Consider the following 18,424-nt stretch of genomic DNA (forward strand, 5'->3'; position numbering starts at 1 on the left):
CGACCGGTGTAGCCTTGCGAACCCTGCCGATATGGCAGGACGCAAGGGGCCGGGGCCGAGGTATTGGCTGGGGTGAGTTGGCAGCGTGCCTGTCACTGCAGAACTCGGCAGCGCAAGACTTCGCCAAGTGCGAGACGCTGCGGCCCCGGTAAGGTTCAGCGGCGGTATTGTTCGTCGCTGACTTTCTCCATCCGCTCGACGGCCTTGCAATCGAGTGATTCCTGAATAGCAATATGCGACATTGCCGTAGTTGGGATCGCGCCATGCCAATACATCATGATGATCCAGGAGCAGGCGGGGCGCATCGAAGAAGCTCGTCGGACGGGGCGGCGCAGCTTGTCGCGGCGCGGCCAACCTTCACCATCACGTCCTGGTTTAGAACGCAGTTCCGTAGTGATGTCGAGCGGACAGCCGCAGACATGGCCTCGCACCGCGCGGCCGGTGTCTCGGAACAGTAGATGCGCGTCACCTGATCCGGGCTTTGGGATTTTGCGACTAAACGGCAGCAACGAGGGTCATTGTTACGCGTTCGCCAAGCGGAAGAACGCGCCACTTTCCGACCTCAGCACCTCTAAGCGCGAACGTCTGGTGTGATGCCCGATGCGCGCGTTCGTAGGGCCATCTCGCTGTTACATCGCGGTGACAAAAGCACCGCGACGGTGGCGTCAACCGGTTACCAAGGGCAGCAAATATCTCCGGCCTTCTGGGAGTGGCGTGTCAGCGTCCCCAGAGGCTGCGTGGGCGTGTCGCCGGTTGGCTGTTAGCGCGGCGACTGGAACGCTCCACGCCTCGCAAGCGGGATAGCGAAATCTCGTGAAGGCAAGGTCGAGCTGCGTTTTCCGTTCTGTATCGGCGACGGGCGGCGACTGGGAGAGACGGATACCATGCACATGGGGCGTCTGGAAGTTGGCAGGACATGGACGCGGGGCGGCCCGCGTGCAGGCGCTTGGCTGAGCGGTGCAATGACCACGCAGCGTCACCTCGCAGCGATCATGGTTTGCGACGTGGTCGGCTATTCGCGCCTGACGGAGCGCGACGAGCGCGGCACGCTCGAGCGGCTGAAGATCTACCGCAAGGACCTCCTCGAACCGCTGGTCTCTGAGCACCGGGGTCGGATCGTCAAGCTCACCGGCGACGGCATGCTGTGTGAGTTCGCCAGCGTCGTCAACGCGGTGGCCTCGGCGATGGCGATCCAGCAGGCCGTGGCAGAACACGAGGCGGAGATGCCCGAGGAAGAGCGGATTCGCTTGCGCATCGGCATCAATCTCGGCGACGTGGTCTGCGAGGAGGACGGCGACCTCTACGGCGACGGGGTCAACATCGCCGCCCGCCTCGACAGCATCGCCGACCCCGGCACCGTGGTCGTCTCAGGCACCGCCTACGACCACCTTCAGGGCAAGCTCGACTGCGGCTTCACGCCGCTCGGCGACCTGCGCCTCAAGAACATCGAGCGGCCTGTGCGCGCCTACCGCGTCGAGACCGACGCCGGTGCCTCGGTGGCTGCATCGCCTCCGCTGCCCGCGAAACCCTCGATCGCGGTTCTGCCTTTTACCAACATGAGCGGCGATCCCGACCAGGAATACTTCGCCGACGGGCTGGTGGAGGACATCATCACGGGATTGAGCCGGGTGAACTCCTTCTTCGTGATCGCCCGCAACTCGTCCTTCACCTACAAGGGCCGGGCGGTGGACCTTCGCCAGGTCGGGCGCGAGCTGGGCGTCCGCTACGTGCTCGAAGGCAGCATCCGCAGAGCAGGATCGCGGGTGCGCATCAGTGGGCAGTTGGTGGACGCGATCAGCGGACACCATGTCTGGGCCGACCGCTTCGAGGGCGACGTGAGCGATATCTTCGACCTGCAGGACAAGGTGACCGAGAGCGTCGTCGGCGCTGTCGAACCGAGCATCCGGCTGCAGGAGATCAAGCAGGCGCGCATGAAGCCGACCGACTACATCGGTGCCTACGACCTCTACCTTCGTGCGCTGCCGCGCTTCTACAGCATGACGCGCGAAGGCTTCGCCGACGTGCGCCGGCTCACCAACGAGGCGCTCAGCATCGACCCAGGCTTCACCCTGGCGAAGGCACTCGGTGCCTATATCCGCAGCCTGTCGGTGAGTCAGTGCTGGCACGAGCCCGACGATATCCGCGTCGCCGTGCGCATGGCTCGCGAGGTGCTGGCGGACGCGCGAGACGACCCGACAAGCTTGCGTTTCGCCGCGCAGGTGATCGCCTACAGCGCCAAGGATTACGAGACGGCGCTGGACACGATCGAACGGTCCCTGCTCCTTAACCCCAATTCGGCGCAGGGCCATACGGGCAGCGGCTGGGTGAACGCCCATTCCGGCCACCCCCTCGTCGCGATCGAGCACTTCCACAGGGCAATGCGGCTGAGTCCGGTCGACCCCGAGAAGGGCATCGCGCTCTCCGGCATCGGGATGAGCTACCTGATGCTCGAACGCTACGAGGAAGCGCTGGTTTGGGGAGAACGAGCGCTGCGCGAGATGCCGAATTACGGCTCCTCGCACCGGGTGGTGATCATGGCGCTGGTCAAACTCAACCGGCTGGACGAAGCGCAGGCGGCGGCGCGGCGGCTGATGGAGGCGTTCCCGACCTACACGCTCACCCTGCAGAGACAGATCAACCCGTGGCGGGACAAGGTGTTCGCCGAGCGTTACGTCGAGGCGCTGGGCATCTCCGGCGTGCCGGAGTGATCGTCGCGTTTGCAAAGATGCCCTCTCCTGCGCGTCACGTCCGGCCAGGCGACGTCCCTTGATCCCGTGTCGCTTCTGGAAGGATAGTTCTCTGGCCGGCTTGTCCGAGGACTGAGCGCGTAGAGCAGCTGTGAACAGCCGGCGCGAAGGCCGACGGACGGTTCGGCAAGCAGGACTTCGCCTATCTACCTGATCAGGATGTCTATCGCTGCCCGTCCGGAGCGTTGCTGACCTACCACTACAGCAACGTCGAGAATGGCATGACGCTGCGTCGCTGCTGGTCGACCGCAGCTTGCGCGGCCTGCCCGTGATCGGGCAGCCGAAACGCTGGCGCTGCTCACGCTGGACCATGTCGCCGACAATCGCGCTTCGGACCTTTCGGGCGGCCAGCAGAAGCTGCTGGAGTTCGGGCGTGTCATCATGCGCCAGGCCACGCTCATTTTGCTCGACGAGGTGACGGCGGGCGTGCATCCCAACATCCGCAAGATCATCCTAGAGGCCATCGCGCGGCTGCCCGAACACGGCATCACCTTCCTGGTCATCGAGCACGACATGGAGATGGTACGCAACGTGTGCGATCGCATCATCGTCATGGATGCAGGGCGCGTCGTGGCCAGCGGCTCTTTTAACGACATCGTTCGCAATTCGGAAGTTATGCAGACCTATCTGGGGCGGCCGCAATGAGCACCACCCTCACCGCCGAAAACATCGTCACCGGCTACGGCAAGCAGGAGATCGTCCATGGCGTTTCGCTAAGCGCGGAGGCTGGTAAGATCACCTGCATCTTCGGACCGAACGGCTGTGGCAAGTCGACCCTGCTCAAGGCGATTGCCGGCGCGCTGCCGGTGTGGAGCGGCACGGCCAGCCTGGGCGATGCAACGCTCTCCAACCTTGCCGTCCATGAGGTGGTGCGCCAGGGGCTGGTGCTGATGCCGCAGGGCGGCGGTGTGTTTCCGCGCCTCACAGTGATAGAGAATTTGCGCATGCCATCGCGGACAGCCGGCTAGTCGAACAGCGCATCGAGGCGGTGATCGAGCAATATCCTTCTTTGGCGCGGCGACGGCGAACCGCGGCCGGTTCGCTTTCTGGCGGCGAGCAGGCAATGCTTGGGCTGGGGCGAGCGCTGGTCTCGGAACCGCGCTTCATTCTGCTCGATGAGCCTTCCGCCGGATTATCGCCGGCCATGGTCATCGAGACGCTCGAGCGCATTGGCAGCCTCACCGCGCACGGCATCGGCATCGTGATGGTGGAGCAGAATATCCGTGAGGCGATGCCGATGGCAGACAAGCTTTACATCCTGGCGGCCGGCGAAAGGCGCTTCGAGGGAAAGCCTCAGGATGTGCGCGACGATCGGCAGATCATGGATATTTATATGGGTGGAGCGTGAGAGGGCATTTGCACTTCTGCTCTTGCGGTCGCAATCCTAATCATTCAGCTCGTTTACTAGAGATTACTTATAGACGCCCGGACGCAAGGGGCAGCGAGGTAGCCGCTCTGCGCGCCAATGCTCGAGCCGACTTCTCGCACCTCGAAACCATCGCAAAACCTGAAACCACCAACGTCCTGTCTTTTTCCTTTTGCATGCCGACGTTCGACGATCCCAGCGTCCGTGGCTTGCCAGTCTGGTCAGCGACGCCGGGCGAAATCATCGTGAAAAAGTGCTAGCTAGTTCCCGTCCATCAACGGCAAACAGTTGATTCTGTTGGTGAATCGCGGCTTTGCGCGAGCAAGGCCCGGCGGTTTCAGGTATCTTGGATCATGCGACTGATTCCAAAGCCCTGCCACCGCCGGAGCCGACAATGCGCCAAGAACGCACCGTCCAAGCCAGCATATTCGATCTTTTCGCCACGCACGAGATCGGTCGCGAGTTGAAGGCGATGTCGCAATGGCTGGATGAGCATCGCGACCTGCTTGGCTTGGTGGCGCGCGATTTGGTGCGGGTCGACGTCAAGGCCACCGGAAGCTCGCAGACCAGGTGATCATCGAGGGGCTACGCGGTATTTTGTTTCCGTCGCTGCGTCATGCCGGCGGGACGAATCTGGTGATCTTTCCAGCCAATCTTGTCGAAGGCGATGTGGTTGAAGTCCATGATCCCGATCACCGATTGCCACGCGATCGGTCCTGGACGTGAGATTGCCGAGAGTCGAAGAGAGAAGCCTGTCTGCTCATGGCATCTCGCCTTCAGCGACGATGTCCACCTCACCATCACGCTCCCCGCTCGTCTGGCCAACCGGAATATCGTCGGCGAGCAGCTTGTCTTTGGACAGCAGGCCAGCGTCCTCGAGTGCCTTGAAATCCGGCAGGTCGCGCAACGTGTCAAAGCCGAAGTGGGTCAGGAACTTATTGTGACACCAATTAGTCAGGAGACGCCGAGCTGGCGTGTCTTTGAACATTTGCGACGCATCTTGTCCTGGCAATGCACGAGTTTGTTGCCTGCTCGCACAAAGTGCTCGAAACCGGTAAGGTCCTGGGTTAGAAGAGCTGGCAGGATGCCCCTTATGAAAAACCCGACGATGGACGATACCGACGATGGGCGCCCGAATGGCGGACGCAGCGCTCTGTTCACGCCGCCCGGCGATGCGTCCGGCGCGGAGCGGGTTTCGCGCCGGCGCAAGGCGCTGCTGTCGTCCTCGATGGTCGGCTCGACCAATCGCGGCCGTGTGCTGCAGGCCCTGTTCGATCTTGGGCCGACGAGCAGGGCTGAACTGGCCCGCCTGGCCGGGGTCAACCGCACCACCATTTCCGGAATCGTGCAGCCGCTGATCGACGATCAGGTGCTGGTCGAGAGCGACCCGGTTCCTCCCAGTCCGGGCGGCGGCAAGCCGGCCCGGCCGCTGTGGTTCTCGCCCAATGCCCGTCCGATCTGCGGTGTGCTGCTGATGCCGGATGCCGTGCATGCCTGCGTGGCGACGCTCGACGGCAAGATCGAATCGGAACGCAAGATGGCCCTGCCGGACGGCAGGGGGCCGGTCCGGCCAATCATCGAGTCGATCGCTGAATGCGTCGGCGACACTCTCTCCAGGGCGCGGCGCATGCCTCTCGGGATCGGTGTTGGCGTCGGCGGCATGGTTGACACCGATCGCGGGTCGATCGTCGCTGTCAATCTCGCGCCGGCGCTCGACCGCTACCCGCTCGCCGACGATCTCGGGCGACGCTTCGGCCTGCCGGTCAAGCTCGACCATCATCCGCGCGCCTTGCTGGTCGGCGACCGCTGGTTCGGCGCCGGGCGCGGCGTCAGGCAATTCGCGGTCGTCTACACGGGCGAGGTGCTGGGCGGCGCACTCTATTTCGACGGGCACCTCTATCGTGGCACGGCAGGCGCAGGCGGCGAACTCGGACACACTTTCGTGCAGCTCGACGGCGAGCCCTGCCGCTGTGGCAGGCGCGGCTGCTGGGACACCATTGCCACCTTGAGCTGGCTCCGGCGGGAGGCCGCCCGCACGGCTCTGCCAGAGCCAGACCTGATCGACTCGGCCCGCCTCGTCGACATGGCGGCGCGGCGGCTGCCGGGAGCGGCTGAGCTGCTCGACCGCTATGCCCGCAACGTCGCCGTCGGCATCGCCAATCTGCAGCAGACGGTGGCGCCCAACATTTTCATCATGCATGGCGATGTCGTGCTCGGCGGCGATTGCCTGCTCGGCGCAATCGCGGAGCATGTCCGCGCCATGGTTCCGTCACGACCCGGCGGCGCGATCGAATTCATTGCCGGCGATGCAGGTGACCGGGCCGCCCTCCTAGGCGCAGCCGGTCTGGTGATTTCCGAGCTGCTGCAGCTTCCGATCTAGGTATTCCGACACCCAACTATCCAGCGAGCCCCGGATAGCTTTGGAACCAGGGCTGCATACGTTCGAACTGAGCCGCCATCGCCAGAACGGTTTCGTCGGCGTGCCGCCGCCCGATGATCTGCAGGCCGACTGGCAGGCCCTGCGCCGTCAGGCCGGCCGGAACCGAAATCGCCGGATGGCCGGTATAGTTGATCGGATAGGTCATGCACCAGCCGATCAGCGGATCGACCGCCTCGCCATTGATCGATGTCGGCCCGATCGTGTTGCCGTCGGGGGCATTCTTGACGGGCGGAACGGCCAGCGTCGGCGAGACGATCAGGTCATGGGTTTCGAATACATCCTCGAGGCCGTCAAGGACGCCGGTGCGCAAAAGATCGTCGAGCGCATGGTCGACGGCGGACACCTTGTAGGCGCCCTCCAGCATGGCGAGGAACTGCGGGGTGAGCACCTTGGCGTGCTTGCCCATTAGGTCGATGCCCTCCTGTTTCCAGTACACGGCGATGGCAGCATAGTGGATCGAGATCGTGCGCACCCAAAGCGCAGCCAGTTCCTTGTGATCGGCCCTAAAATCGAGCTCGACCTCATCAACCTCAATGCCATGTGCTCGCATGACATCGACTGCCCGGGCAACGACGGTGGCGACCCCGGCTTCGACCGGAAAATTGCCTAGTCGCGGGCTGTAGGCCACGCGCAGTTTCGGCGTCCGCCCGGCAACGGCGCCGACATAATCAACGCCGTGATCCGGCAGGCAGAACGGGTCGCGGTTGTGAGGCCCGGCCATGATCTTGGTCATCAGCGCGGCGTCCGCAACGGTGCGGGTCAGCGGTCCGATATGGACCAGAGGATGTCCCCACAAGAAGGCGTCGGGGCGAGTCACCGAAGGAATGCGGCCGAAAGAGGGCTTGAAGCCGACGGTGCCGCTGAACGAGGCGGGTATGCGGACCGAACCGCCGCCGTCCGTGCCTTGCGCCAGGGCCGCCATGCCGTCGCCGACCGCTGCCGCACTGCCGCCGGACGAGCCGCCGGAATTGTAGCCGATCGCGAAGGGCGTGCTGGTCGGCCCGAAGCGCAGATTGTCGGTGATACCTTTATGGCCGAACTCCGGCGTGTTGGTCTTGCCGAGCACGATGGCGCCTGCGTCGAGCAGGCGCTCGACCGCCACAGCACTTGTTTTGGGCACCCGGTCGTGCACCGCCCACGACCCCATCGAGGTCGGCACGCCGGCCATATCGTCGAGGTCCTTGATGCCGACGGGGACGCCATGCAGCGGTCCAAGCGGACCGCCTGCCATCACGGCCTTTTCGGCGGCCCGCGCAGCTTCCATCGCCTGGTCGCCGAGAACCAGCGTGTAGGCGTTGACCACCGGGTTGCGCGCCTCGATGCGGCGCAGATAGGCCTCGGTTACTTCAACCGGCGACAGGTCGCGGCGCCGGATGCGCTGGGCCAGTTCCGTGGCCGGCAGGAAACAGATCTGGTCGTCTGCAGAAGTCATAAGCCGTTCCACCTTGTTGGTGCTATTTGATGAACACTGGATTTGCCGCGCCGCCGGTGCCTTTGCTCACTTTGACCGGACTGGCGCAGTAGAAGCCTTCGTAGCGGTGGTCCGAGGCACAGTCGGCGGCCAGCAGGTCGAGCGATGCCATTTCGGTGAACGCCACGCCCAGATTGCGCATCAGCGCGGCGTGCAGCACCAGCATCAACCCTGTCTCGGGCTCGTAGGTTGTCTCGTTGGCCAGTGTGTCGGTAACCAGACAGGGGATCTGCATCTCGTCGAACCAGCGCACGAGGTCGAGGCTGAAGGTCAGTCCGGGTTCCCAATATCCATCGCCGACGCGCTGGCTTCCCGCCGCCAGTGCGCCGACCCAGCCGGTGCGAACGAGAAGGATGCTGCGCGGCAGGATATCGACCGCTTGGGCCTGGGCGCATTCCATGAGGTCGCGATGCGTGAATGTTTCAGCGCGCTCAAGGGCCGGTTTGCCGCGGAACTGGGCGATGTCGAGCAGCACGCCGCGTCCGACGATCCCGCGCTCCGCGATCGGCATGATGCTGGCCTTGGTCATGCCGCCATTGGTACTGCTTGCCGCGAAGCCGTTCCAAAGCGTGTCGTCGAACCACATGTGGCCGAGCGCGTCGCAATGCGTGCCGGCCTGTGCGAAGCTGGTGATATAGTCGTCTGCGAATTCGAGGCCGCCGGCAAGCGGTTGCCAGTGACCGTTCTCGAAGCCGGCCTTGTCGGCGACCATGAAATGCTTCGCCGGCCAGCGGCCGGGAAAGACGGCATCGCCCTCAGAAGTCCCGACCGGCACGCCGAGGGTGAAGGTGCGGCCGTCCCGCACCGACGCCAGGCCGCGCTTGACCTCGTCGGCGGTCAGATAGTTGAGCGCTCCGATCTCGTCGTCGGCACCCCAATGCCCCCAGCGGCTCGGCGCATTGCCCAGCAGCCGGCGCAGCGTCATCGTTTCAGCCGCGCTCATGCTTCCGCCTGCGCGGTCGCCGGCTGCCTGGCGCCGGTGATATAAGCGACGACGTCCTCCATGTTGGTGCCGGAACTTGCGAGATCGGCGACCTTGCGGCCCCTGCGCATCACCACCACGCGGTTGCACACCTGCCAGAGATGATCGAGATTGTGGGTGACCATGACGATCGTCAGCCCCTGGGCGCCGAGTCGTTTGATGAGGTCGAGCACCTCACGGGATTCGCGTACGCCGAGCGCCGCGGTGGGCTCGTCGAGCAGCAGCAGCTTGTGGCCCCAAAAGGCACCGCGCGCGATCGCCACCAATTGGCGCTGGCCGCCGGACATGCGATCCACCGGTTTGCTGCGCACCCCGGGGATCTCGATGTGCAGTTCCTCGAGGCCGCGCATCGCGATGTCGCCCATCGATTTGCGGCGGATCCAGCGCAGCAGCGCCGGGCCGCGGCCAAGCGCAATCTCGCGGCCGAGAAAGAAGTTTTCGGCGGCAGTGAACGTGCCGATCAGCGACAGGTCCTGATAGACCGTCTCGATGCCGAGGCGTTGCGCTTCGGACGGCGGCGACAACTTTTGCGGCCGCCCTTCGAGGATCACGTCGCCGGAAGTTGGGTCATGCGCGCCGGCCAGGATTTTGATCAGCGTCGACTTGCCGGCACCATTGTCGCCAACAAGGCCGAGTATGTCGCCCCTGGCGATGTCCAGCGAAACGTCATCGAGTGCCTGGATGCCGCCGAAGCTGCGGCAGATCCGGCGCAGGCTGAGCAGCATCTTCTGCGCCATGGCCTATCCCCTCGCATAGCGGCGGCCAATACCGCCGAGCGCTACGGCGACGACGAGAAGGCAGCCGGTGAACAGAAACTGCGTGAAGATCGGCGCGCCGATCATGGCCAGCCCGTTGTTGCCGACGGCGACCGTCAGCACGCCGATCAAGGTGCCGAGGATATGGAACTGACCCTCTCGCAGCGCCGCCGAACCTAGGAAGGCGGCCGAAAACGACGTCAGCATGAAGCTGTCACCCGCCGTCACCTGGCCGGAGCCGAGATTGGAGGCCATCAGCACGCCACCTATAGCAGCACAGGTGCTGGCGATGGCGAAGGCAACGATGCGGCTGCGATCGACGGCGACGCCGGCGCGGCGCGCTGATTCCGGGCTGACGCCGATGGCCTTGATGTGTTGGCCCTGCACTGTTCGGTTGAGGATCACCCACAGCAGCGCAAGCACGACGGCCATGATGATGACGAGGTGCGGCACTCCGGCAATCCGGCCGATCGCGATATTTGTGAATTCGCGCGACTGGGTGAGTTGCAGCGGAATTCCGCCCGAATAGGCGTAGTTCAGCCCGACGACGATGGTGCCCGTGCCAAGCGTGGCAATGAAGGCGTTCACCCCGATCTTCGAAACGACAATGCCGTTGACAATGCCGATGACCGTTCCGAGGCCGACGACAAGGAAGATGGCGGGTAGGATCGGCAAGCCACTGCTGCTCAACAGCCCGACCACGAGAAGCCCGCAGAAACTCGCGACATAGCCGATACTGAGGTCGAAATCACCGGCGACGAGGGGCACGGTGAGGCCGGCCGCGACAATGGTGCCGATCGCCATGTCGTTTACGATGTTGCGAAAATTGCCGATGGTTGCGAAGGTCCCCGGCTCCAGCACCGAGAAGATCCCCAGCATCGACGCCAGCACGATGATGGTGCCGTAGGTTCCAAGCAGGCGCATGAGCAACGCGCGCCGCTGTCGGGCATTGGGGGAGGCATAGCCGGTCTGCGTTGACGTCAGGACGCGGGGCGCCTCTGCCGGAGCGTGGGTTTCGGGCAGGGAATGATCAGCGGACATGGCGGCTCTCATGACAGCACTCCGGCCCGGCCAGGCAAGTCCGGCCCAGACCCACAATCAGGAGAGCTTACTGCGGATTGTCCTTGATGAACTTGTCGACATTCTCTTTGGTGACGAGCGTATAGCCTGGCACGAAGGATTTGGGCTTCCACTGGTCGCCGGCTGCCAGGATGTCGGGAATCTGATCGACTAGCATTTTGCCTGCCGAAGTCAGATCGACACCGAGCGTGGCGGTCATCGTCCCGTCCTTGACAGCCTGGACAGCGGGCGCCGTGGCGTTGAACGAATAGACCTTCACGTCGCTGCGGCCGTTCTGCTTCAGCGCCGCGATCGCGCCCATAGCGTTGTCGTCATAGCAGTTGAAGATGGCGAACGGCCCCTTGGCGTTGGCATTGGCTGCAAGCCAGGCGCTGGTCGCGGCCTGCGAGGATTCGGCAGCACCCGGGATGCTGATCTCGTGCGAGGTCGCCTTGAGCCCCGGATTTGCCTTGACCGCCGCATCGAAGGCGTCGGCTCGTTCGCGGCACGGAATGCCGGGATGGTAGGTGAGGTCGAGTACAGTTCCGGACTTGTCGATGTCCTTCAGCATCAAGTCGATCAGCGGTTGCGCAGCACCGGTACTTGCAGATAGCGCGATCCCGTCTGCCATGCCGCCGCCGGCCGAAAGCACGGGGATCTTTGCGTCCGCCGCCGCCTGGAGCCCGGCCGCCAGGCCCGTCGAATCGAAGACCGTGACGATGATGGCGTCCACCTTCTTGGTTGCCAGCTGCTTGATGCTGGTGATCGCTTGCGAAGGATCGCCATTGGCATTGAGCGTTTCCACCGACCAGCCCTTAGACTTGGCTTCCTGGCTCATCGTGTCGACCATCTGGTTTGTGTCGACGTCGGATGTCGAGAAGGTGACGATGCCGATCGTCAGCTTGTCATTCGCGGCGAGGGCGGCCGACGTGAAGGATGCTGCGACGAGCGCTGCGGTCGAGAGTTTCTGAAAGCGGTTCACTGTGCGTATCCCCTGTTGACCGAGTGTTCCGGCTCACCTCCAGACCGCGCAGCAGCCCAGCTTGGGCGCCATCTACAGGTCGTCACAGTCAGTCTGTTTGTTCGTGCGAGCCACGTACTAACTATTTGGCACAAGCTCTTATGCCGCGCAACGGCTAATTTCAACCGGCTTTGGTGACTCGAGGTTCAATCGCTGTGGGGCTCTTGGGGCAAGCGCGCAGCTAGGCCGCCTTCTTGATCTCCGCGACCTGAACGCCCAGTCGGAACGCCTGACCGTCTGCAAACGAACGCGCGTAGCTCTCAGATGTAAAAGGGACCGTGGTGGTGGTGCCGTTGACCGTCACGCGAACCGACCACTCTTTGTCCCTAATGATTTCAACGGCATGTTGCTCATGCGCAGCCATGCATTCCTCCCAGAATGGTCCGTTGAGGATGGGAGGATAGCGTCGTAAAACTGGTTTGCATGCAAATAATCCGACACCGCGACGTCGAAATGTCGAAACACGCACAGCTAGGCTTAAGTCGATGGCCTCGCCTTGAGCTGTTCAAGGTGTTCCTTGGCGAGGTTGAAAAGTGCCGTGGCAGTCTCTTCAGCCTCCGCCCGGAGGACATCGCGGGTGACAATGCTGGAGATCGTGTTCGCGCCATAAGCCGCCGTTCCCGACGGTTCTCCGAACGGGACGTTCACGCTCCGGCAGGTGTCGACCCTTTCCGGTCCTCGGCGGCGGACGCGACGAACGGCTCAATTGAGCCCACAGCGGACGCTCGCTTTCTTCTGAAGCAGAGTCAGACTACGCATCCATCTGTGCCTGTCGTATGTCGCGGGCCGGTGGTTTGCCGAACAGACGGCCATATTCGCGGGTGAACTGAGGCACGCTCTCATAGCCCACCGCATAAGCCACCGAACTCACGCTCATGCCATCGGCCAGCATCTGGCGCCGAGCCTCGATCAGGCGCAACTGCTTCTGGAATTGCAAGGGAGACAGCGTGGTGGTCTGGCGGAAATGCTGGTGGAAGGACGAGGTGCTCATCCCCGCGGCCTCGGCCAGTTCCTCGATGCGGATCGGCCGTGCATAGCTTTCGCGGATCATAGCGACCGCACGGGCGATGCGTTGTGCATGGCCATCGGCCCCGCCGAGGCTGCGGAGGGCCGATCCGTGCCGTCCCGCCAGAAGCCAGAAATGAATCTCGCGCAGCAACGGCCCTTGCAGGACCGGGAGGGCAGAGGGACGGTCCAGAAGCCGCATCAGGCGCAGGGCCACATCGGCGACATCTGCGTCGGTCGGCTCCACTCGGACAGGCTTGCACGGATCGCCCGGGACCGCCGCCATCTCGACCGCGAGTTCCCGCATAAGGACGGGGTCGAGTTCCAGCACCAGCGAATAGTAGGGCGCGCCGAGGCTTGCCTGCGTGATCTGGCTGACCGTGGGCACATCGGCCGAGATCAGCAGCGACTCGCCCGGACCGAATTCCAATGTCTCGGCCCCTATCGTGACCCGCTTGACACCTTGTAACAGCATGGCCACCAGCGGCCGATTGACAGCGACCTGCAATTCGCCGGGCTGCGTGGCGCGGATCGCGGTCACGCCGGGAATAGGCGTCGACGCCGCCCCGGAACGGTCGGCATGAGTGTCGGCAAAGCTGCGCACAAGGTCGAGAAGCGTTCGGCTCATGGGGGCAAGTTGAAGGGTGGTGGCGTTTCAGGCAAGAACTAAAGAAGGATCAGGCAAGAAATCCGGACATTCTGGAAAATCTTTGCGGCAAGGCCGATCCAGATTTGCAGGAACAGGCAAGACTACGCGAGGAATCGGCAACAACTGGAGACGCTCTTGCCGCATGTTGTCCCCATCGCTTCGGATGAAAGGACTTCCCGCATGACCAAGATCGCACTTGTCACCGGCGCCAACCGCGGCCTCGGCCGCAACACCGCTGTCAGCATCGCGCAGCATGGCCGCGACGTGATCGTCACCTATCGCGGCAACGCATCTCAGGCTCGCGAGGTTGTGGCCGAGATCGAAGCCCTGGGCCGTAAGGCGGTTGCCCTGCAGTTCGATCTCGGCGAGGTCGCCAGCTTCGCGGCCTTTGCCGAGACCCTGGGCGCGGCGCTGAAAGAGACCTGGGGCCGCGACAGCTTCGATTACCTAATCAACAATGCCGGCCACGGCGAATTCACCATAATCGGCGATACCACCGAGGCGCAGTTCGACGGTCTGTTCGACGTCCATGTGAAGGGCGTTTTCTTCCTCGTGCAGGCGCTTCTGCCGCTCATCGCAGATGGCGGGCGGATCGTGAACTTTTCTTCGGGCCTGACCCGCGTGTCCTATCCGGGCTTCTCGGCCTATGCGGCCGCCAAGGGGGCGGTCGAAATCTTGACCGTCTATATGGCGAAAGAGCTGGGTGCGCGCGGGATCACAGTGAACACGGTCGCGCCCGGAGCGATCGAGACCGATTTCGGTGGCGGGCTGGTGCGCGACAATGCCGAAGTCAACGCGCAGTTCGCAGGGATGACCGCGCTTGGCCGCGTGGGGCTGCCCGACGACATCGGGCCGATGGTGGCAAGCCTTCTGGGCGAGGATAACCGTTGGGTTACGGCACAGCGGATCGAGGTTTCGGGTGGTCAGGCGATCTGATCAGTCGGACCCCGACAACTGAAGCGCGCGGCCGTATAGCCGCGCGCATTGTCATTCCGCCGTCGGGAAAAGCCTCCTTTGGGCGTCGACTGAAGCTGAAAGACCGGAATGTCCGGCAACCACGTCGTTCCGAGAGCCACACTTGAAGAGCGGTCCTCCACCCAACGGCGACGTAGAACGCTCCGCGGCTGTACGGCAGAGCCGAATCCTACCGCCGGCTCGGTCGCGCCAGAACTTGACATTTCTGGTGCTACCTAGACCGGACGTTCGGGCTCGGCCGAATCGACCCTTCTCCAACTTGTTTTCATAGATACGTGATAGCTTTGGGTGTATGATTGCTCGTCATGCAGGAGGGGGACGTGAACGTCGCCGCCTGGCTTCGCGGTATCGGCCTGGGACAATACGAGAAGGCCTTCCGCGATAACGATATCAGTGAAGAGGTTCTTGCCCACCTGACGGCCGAGGATCTGACGGGGATCGGCGTGACCTCCGTCGGTCACCGCCGCAAGTTGCTCGATGCGATTGCATCTCTGGCCGTTGCCTCGAAGTCGACGCCCAACGGCGCATCCGCATCGCTGAAGACGGCGCTGCCTTTATCCGCCCCGACAGAGGCAGAGCGGCGGCAGCTCACGGTGATGTTCGTCGACCTCGTCGGGTCGACCGAGCTAAGCCGTCAGCTCGACCCCGAAGAGCTGCGGGCGGTGATGCGGCGTTACCGAAGCGCGGTAACCGAAGAAGTGGACCGTTTCGGGGGGCACGTCGCCAAGTTCTTGGGCGATGGCGTTCTTGCATATTTCGGCTGGCCGAAGGCACAGGAGGACGCGGCTGAACGGGCGGCCAAGGCTGCCCTTCGCATTGTGGCAGCAGCTGGTGGAATCAAGACGCAAGAGGTTCCTCACCTTCGTGCACGCATCGGCATTGCCACAGGGTTGGTGGTCATCGGAAGCCTAGGGGAAGGGGAGGCAGAGCGCCCGGACGAGATCGTCGGGGAGACGCCGAACCTCGCAGCACGGCTGCAGCAGGCGGCAGGGCTGGACCAGGTTGTGATTTCCGAAACCACCCGGCACCTCGTCGGAGGGATTTTCGACCTGGAGGACCTGGGAAGGCAGCCAATCAAGGGGATCGGCCCCTCGGTAGCCCTCTGGCGGGTCCACGGCATCGGGCGCAGTGAAAGTCGGTTCGAGGGACTTCACGGCACGATACTCACGCCGTTCGTCGGCCGAGGCCGCGAGATCGATCTGCTGCTCGAGCGCTGGGGGCGGGTCAGGCGAACGATGGGCCAGGTTGTCCTCGTAACCGGGGAGCCCGGGATCGGAAAATCGAGACTGGTGCGCTTTCTCGGGGATCGACTGAGAGGGGACTGGCTCCAGGAAATCCATTTCGACGCCTCGCCGTACTACGCGAACTCGGCGCTACGGCCCGTCATCTCGGAAATCCGGCGCTCCGCGGAGTTTGCAAGCATTGACCCGGACGAAACACAGCTCAGGAAGCTCGAGCTTCTTCTGGGAAGGGCTTTGTCCGATACCAGCGGCGCTATCCCTGTCATCGCCGATCTGCTCGGCGTTCGAACCGGCGAGCAGCATTCGTTACGTGATCTGACCCCTCAGCAGAGGAAGGCCATGACGTTTGCAGCGCTGCTGAACTGGATTGAGGGGCTCGCGACGCGGCATCCGCTGCTCGTGGTCGTCGAGGACGCACAATGGCTCGACCCGACGACGCTGGAACTGGTCGATCGCATCAACGATCGGATCGCCCAATTGCCAGTGCTGCTGCTCGTCACTTTCCGGCCGGAGTTCAAGCCGGCCTGGAGCGGCGCACACGTTGACTGGATCGTGCTCGAACGGCTCGATCCGATTGAGGCGGCCGCAGTGGCCGAGGCCGTTGCGGGCAAGCGTCTTCCGCAGGAAGTCTTGAACGAGATCGTCGCGCACACCGACGGCATTCCGCTGTTCATCGAGGAATTGACCAAGGCGATGCGCGATCTCAACGTCCTTGTCGACGCAGGAGATCACTTCGACCTTTTGGGATCTCTGCCTGCAGTCACGGTTCCCGTGACACTTCAGGACGCGCTGATGGCTCGGCTCGACCGCCTGCCGCCCTCCGCAAGGCATGCCGCGCAAGTCGGTGCCGTGATTGGGCGGGAGTTCGATCGTGCGCTGCTGGCGAGCGTGAGCGACATGCCTGCCGGTGAACTGGAGACGGCGCTCTCGGAACTGATCGGAGCCGAGCTAATCTTGAGCGGCGGCACCGCGGCCAGCCCGGCACACATCTTCAAGCACGCTCTCATTCAGGACGCCGCCTACGAATCGCTCCTCAAAAGGCGCCGCCGGGAACTGCACGGCGCGATTGCCGACGCGCTGGTCAACAGATTCAAGGACACGGCCACAGCTCATCCCGAACTCGTCGCCGGCCACTACGGCAGGGCCGGGCTCGTCGAGCAGGCAGTGCCATATTATCAGGCTGCGGCACGCACGGCGATCATGCGCTCGGCGACAAGGGAAGCGCTGGACCAGCTCGATAACGGTCTCTCGCTTCTCGAAACGCTGCCGGAAGGCCTGGAGCGCAACCGATTTGAACTCGGGCTCCGCCTTGCGCTCGGGGATGCGCTCCGGGCGGCTAGGGGCACGGCGGCGGTCGAAACGGGCACCGCTTATGCTCGCGCCCGATTCCTGGCAGGGCAAACGGGAGCGGAGCACGAGAACCTCCGGGCCGGCTACGGCGAGTTTCTCTGTTACTACAATCGCGCGGAGCTCGATCGCGCGCGCGAAGTCGCCAACGAACTGATGCGCGCGGCGGCGCGCGCATACGGCGAGGGTGGCCCAATCGGAGCGGACGCAGCCGGATTCGTTGCCCTTTGGATGGGCGATTTTGCCACCGCACGCTCTTTCCTGGAGCAGCGGGTCTCGACAAGGGCACCTGACCTGGACCCTCTGCTCGGTGCGGACATCGCCGACGCCGGACCGATCCTCTACCTTGCCCGGACGCTGCTCATTCTGGGCTACCCCGAGCAGGGGTACCGGCGGTGCCGGCAGGGTCTGGAAACTGCGGAGAAAACGCGCCAGCCCTTCGCGATCGTGTTGGCTCTCGCCAACACGTGCGTCTACTACCACTTGTGCAAAGACTGGCTCGCCCTTCGGCGCGACAGCGAGCGCCTGATTGCTCTCGCGTCCGAAAAGGCCATGCCTGCAATGTTGAACAAGGGTCGGGGCTTTCGAGCTGCCGCACTCATCGCTGAAGGAAATGCAACCGAAGGCCTCGAGACCCTCAAATCCTGCTACGAGCACGACGTGAACGCCGGTTACCTGGTGATGATGCCGTACTTCGAGTCCATTCTGGCTGAGGCTTACCTTAGTAGTGGCAACGTTGAAGATGCGCGACGCGTGCTCGACGACGCGTTCGAGCGTGCGACTTCCACCGGCGAGCGTTGGTTTGATGCCGAGCTGTACCGACTGAAAGGGGAGTGTGCTTTGCGCGAGCCTGGTCGCGACGGCGACTTGGCGGCGGAATCTTTCGGTAAATCGGTAGAGACTGCCGGGGCGCAGGCCGCCAAATGGTGGGAGTTGCGAGCTGCGACGCAGCTCGCACGCCTGTGGGCAGAGCGAGGCGCCGGGGAGAAAGCCCACGGTTTTCTGACACCCGTTCGCGACTGGTTCACCGAGGGTTTCGAAACCGCCGACGTCAGAGAGGCCGAGGCCCTGCTCAGCGAGCTGGAGCGTGCTACGCTATATGACACGCCCTCGGCTCGGCGGGAATAACCCTAGCCGCCTGAGACAGAAGCCGCTCGTGGAGGTGGACCGTGGAGCGATGGCGAGTTGGGTGGACGGTTGCCGCGGGTCAGCAGTTTCTCTGTCTGACCGGATGTCGTCTTTCGGGAGGCTATCTTGCAGACTGAACGACCGCTCAGGGTCACGAGTGCTGGTTCCGGCCAATGTCGGCTTTCAAGGAGAGAATTCGACTCCGGAAGGTCTCGAAAGGGTCATGATTGTGAGTTCA

16 protein-coding genes and 3 pseudogenes are annotated in these 18,424 nt (G+C 63.5%); 10 read left to right on the top strand and 9 right to left on the bottom strand.

What is annotated here, in order from left to right; translation table 11 throughout:
- Nucleotides 1–155: 155 nt before the first annotated feature.
- A complete protein-coding gene (locus NKJ28_RS08980) occupies nucleotides 156–509 on the bottom strand; it encodes a cupin domain-containing protein (RefSeq protein ID WP_352635074.1) in 354 nt (117 codons plus the stop codon).
- 453 nt (nucleotides 510–962) lie between these two features.
- Between NKJ28_RS08980 and NKJ28_RS08985 the strand changes: the two genes are divergently transcribed.
- The 7 genes and pseudogenes from NKJ28_RS08985 (at nucleotide 963) to NKJ28_RS09020 (ending at nucleotide 4,839) form a co-directional block, all read left to right on the top strand.
- Nucleotides 963–2,708: an adenylate/guanylate cyclase domain-containing protein gene (locus NKJ28_RS08985; RefSeq protein ID WP_352635076.1), complete on the top strand. Its 1,746-nt coding sequence runs from the start codon at nucleotides 963–965 to the stop codon at nucleotides 2,706–2,708.
- Nucleotides 2,709–2,842: 134 nt separating this feature from the next.
- Nucleotides 2,843–3,013: pseudogene (locus tag NKJ28_RS08990) on the top strand (IS5/IS1182 family transposase); the annotation flags it as partial.
- A gap of 13 nt (nucleotides 3,014–3,026) precedes the next feature.
- Nucleotides 3,027–3,392, top strand: a pseudogene (locus tag NKJ28_RS08995) (ATP-binding cassette domain-containing protein); the annotation flags it as partial.
- Nucleotides 3,389–3,715, top strand: coding sequence for an ATP-binding cassette domain-containing protein (locus tag NKJ28_RS09000; RefSeq protein WP_352635078.1), 327 nt, complete (start codon nucleotides 3,389–3,391; stop codon nucleotides 3,713–3,715). The pseudogene NKJ28_RS08995 and the gene NKJ28_RS09000, both read left to right, overlap by 4 nt.
- Before the next feature lie 20 nt (nucleotides 3,716–3,735).
- Entirely contained in the window at nucleotides 3,736–4,095 is a 360-nt protein-coding gene (locus NKJ28_RS32985) for an ATP-binding cassette domain-containing protein (RefSeq protein ID WP_502902164.1), read from the top strand.
- A 412-nt stretch (nucleotides 4,096–4,507) separates the two neighbouring features.
- Nucleotides 4,508–4,669, top strand: a pseudogene (locus NKJ28_RS09015) (ISNCY family transposase); the annotation flags it as partial.
- 14 nt (nucleotides 4,670–4,683) lie between these two features.
- Entirely contained in the window at nucleotides 4,684–4,839 is a 156-nt protein-coding gene (locus NKJ28_RS09020; protein WP_352635080.1) for an RES domain-containing protein, read from the top strand.
- Nucleotides 4,840–4,873: 34 nt separating this feature from the next.
- Here NKJ28_RS09020 and NKJ28_RS09025 read toward each other — a convergent pair whose 3' ends face one another.
- On the bottom strand, nucleotides 4,874–5,101 hold the full coding sequence (locus NKJ28_RS09025; protein ID WP_502902165.1) for a hypothetical protein: 228 nt from the start codon (nucleotides 5,099–5,101) through the stop codon (nucleotides 4,874–4,876).
- 105 nt (nucleotides 5,102–5,206) lie between these two features.
- Between NKJ28_RS09025 and NKJ28_RS09030 the strand changes: the two genes are divergently transcribed.
- Entirely contained in the window at nucleotides 5,207–6,493 is a 1,287-nt protein-coding gene (locus tag NKJ28_RS09030; RefSeq protein ID WP_352595144.1) for an ROK family protein, read from the top strand.
- A gap of 16 nt (nucleotides 6,494–6,509) precedes the next feature.
- On the opposite strand, the gene NKJ28_RS09035 is transcribed toward NKJ28_RS09030, so the two are convergent.
- From NKJ28_RS09035 to NKJ28_RS09065, 7 genes are all read right to left on the bottom strand, one after another.
- The gene (locus NKJ28_RS09035; RefSeq protein WP_352635082.1) at nucleotides 6,510–7,985 is read right to left on the bottom strand and encodes an amidase; all 1,476 of its coding nucleotides are present in this window, start codon (nucleotides 7,983–7,985) and stop codon (nucleotides 6,510–6,512) included.
- A 22-nt stretch (nucleotides 7,986–8,007) separates the two neighbouring features.
- Complete coding sequence (locus NKJ28_RS09040) at nucleotides 8,008–8,967, bottom strand: cyclase family protein (protein ID WP_352635084.1); 960 nt, start codon at nucleotides 8,965–8,967, stop codon at nucleotides 8,008–8,010.
- On the bottom strand, nucleotides 8,964–9,743 hold the full coding sequence (locus NKJ28_RS09045) for an ATP-binding cassette domain-containing protein (protein WP_352457238.1): 780 nt from the start codon (nucleotides 9,741–9,743) through the stop codon (nucleotides 8,964–8,966). The genes NKJ28_RS09040 and NKJ28_RS09045 overlap by 4 nt, the downstream gene beginning before the upstream one ends.
- Before the next feature lie 3 nt (nucleotides 9,744–9,746).
- A complete protein-coding gene (locus NKJ28_RS09050; protein ID WP_352635086.1) occupies nucleotides 9,747–10,802 on the bottom strand; it encodes an ABC transporter permease in 1,056 nt (351 codons plus the stop codon).
- Between the two features lie 67 nt (nucleotides 10,803–10,869).
- Nucleotides 10,870–11,802, bottom strand: coding sequence for a sugar ABC transporter substrate-binding protein (locus NKJ28_RS09055; protein ID WP_352635088.1), 933 nt, complete (start codon nucleotides 11,800–11,802; stop codon nucleotides 10,870–10,872).
- A gap of 220 nt (nucleotides 11,803–12,022) precedes the next feature.
- The gene (locus tag NKJ28_RS09060; RefSeq protein ID WP_023679139.1) at nucleotides 12,023–12,205 is read right to left on the bottom strand and encodes a hypothetical protein; all 183 of its coding nucleotides are present in this window, start codon (nucleotides 12,203–12,205) and stop codon (nucleotides 12,023–12,025) included.
- A gap of 387 nt (nucleotides 12,206–12,592) precedes the next feature.
- Nucleotides 12,593–13,474: an AraC family transcriptional regulator gene (locus NKJ28_RS09065; protein ID WP_352635090.1), complete on the bottom strand. Its 882-nt coding sequence runs from the start codon at nucleotides 13,472–13,474 to the stop codon at nucleotides 12,593–12,595.
- Nucleotides 13,475–13,675: 201 nt separating this feature from the next.
- On the opposite strand from NKJ28_RS09065, the gene NKJ28_RS09070 reads away from it, so the two are divergent.
- The gene (locus NKJ28_RS09070; RefSeq protein WP_352635092.1) at nucleotides 13,676–14,431 is read left to right on the top strand and encodes an SDR family NAD(P)-dependent oxidoreductase; all 756 of its coding nucleotides are present in this window, start codon (nucleotides 13,676–13,678) and stop codon (nucleotides 14,429–14,431) included.
- Between the two features lie 359 nt (nucleotides 14,432–14,790).
- Nucleotides 14,791–18,186, top strand: a complete 3,396-nt coding sequence (locus NKJ28_RS09075) for an adenylate/guanylate cyclase domain-containing protein (protein WP_352635094.1) — start codon at nucleotides 14,791–14,793, stop codon at nucleotides 18,184–18,186.
- Nucleotides 18,187–18,424: the final 238 nt, after the last annotated feature.

It is taken from the genome of Mesorhizobium sp. M0145, from assembly GCF_040322355.1.
Lineage (GTDB): Bacteria > Pseudomonadota > Alphaproteobacteria > Rhizobiales > Rhizobiaceae > Mesorhizobium.

Coding starts and splice junctions, on each gene's coding strand:
- NKJ28_RS08985 (WP_352635076.1), top strand. CDS start 963: ATGACCACGCAGCGTCACCTCGCAGCGATCATGGTTTGCGACGTGGTC.
- NKJ28_RS09025 (WP_502902165.1), bottom strand. CDS start 5,101: ATGTTCAAAGACACGCCAGCTCGGCGTCTCCTGACTAATTGGTGTCAC.
- NKJ28_RS09035 (WP_352635082.1), bottom strand. CDS start 7,985: ATGACTTCTGCAGACGACCAGATCTGTTTCCTGCCGGCCACGGAACTG.
- NKJ28_RS09060 (WP_023679139.1), bottom strand. CDS start 12,205: ATGGCTGCGCATGAGCAACATGCCGTTGAAATCATTAGGGACAAAGAG.
- NKJ28_RS09045 (WP_352457238.1), bottom strand. CDS start 9,743: ATGGCGCAGAAGATGCTGCTCAGCCTGCGCCGGATCTGCCGCAGCTTC.
- NKJ28_RS09050 (WP_352635086.1), bottom strand. CDS start 10,802: ATGTCCGCTGATCATTCCCTGCCCGAAACCCACGCTCCGGCAGAGGCG.
- NKJ28_RS09030 (WP_352595144.1), top strand. CDS start 5,207: ATGAAAAACCCGACGATGGACGATACCGACGATGGGCGCCCGAATGGC.
- NKJ28_RS09065 (WP_352635090.1), bottom strand. CDS start 13,474: ATGAGCCGAACGCTTCTCGACCTTGTGCGCAGCTTTGCCGACACTCAT.
- NKJ28_RS09070 (WP_352635092.1), top strand. CDS start 13,676: ATGACCAAGATCGCACTTGTCACCGGCGCCAACCGCGGCCTCGGCCGC.
- NKJ28_RS09040 (WP_352635084.1), bottom strand. CDS start 8,967: ATGAGCGCGGCTGAAACGATGACGCTGCGCCGGCTGCTGGGCAATGCG.
- NKJ28_RS09000 (WP_352635078.1), top strand. CDS start 3,389: ATGAGCACCACCCTCACCGCCGAAAACATCGTCACCGGCTACGGCAAG.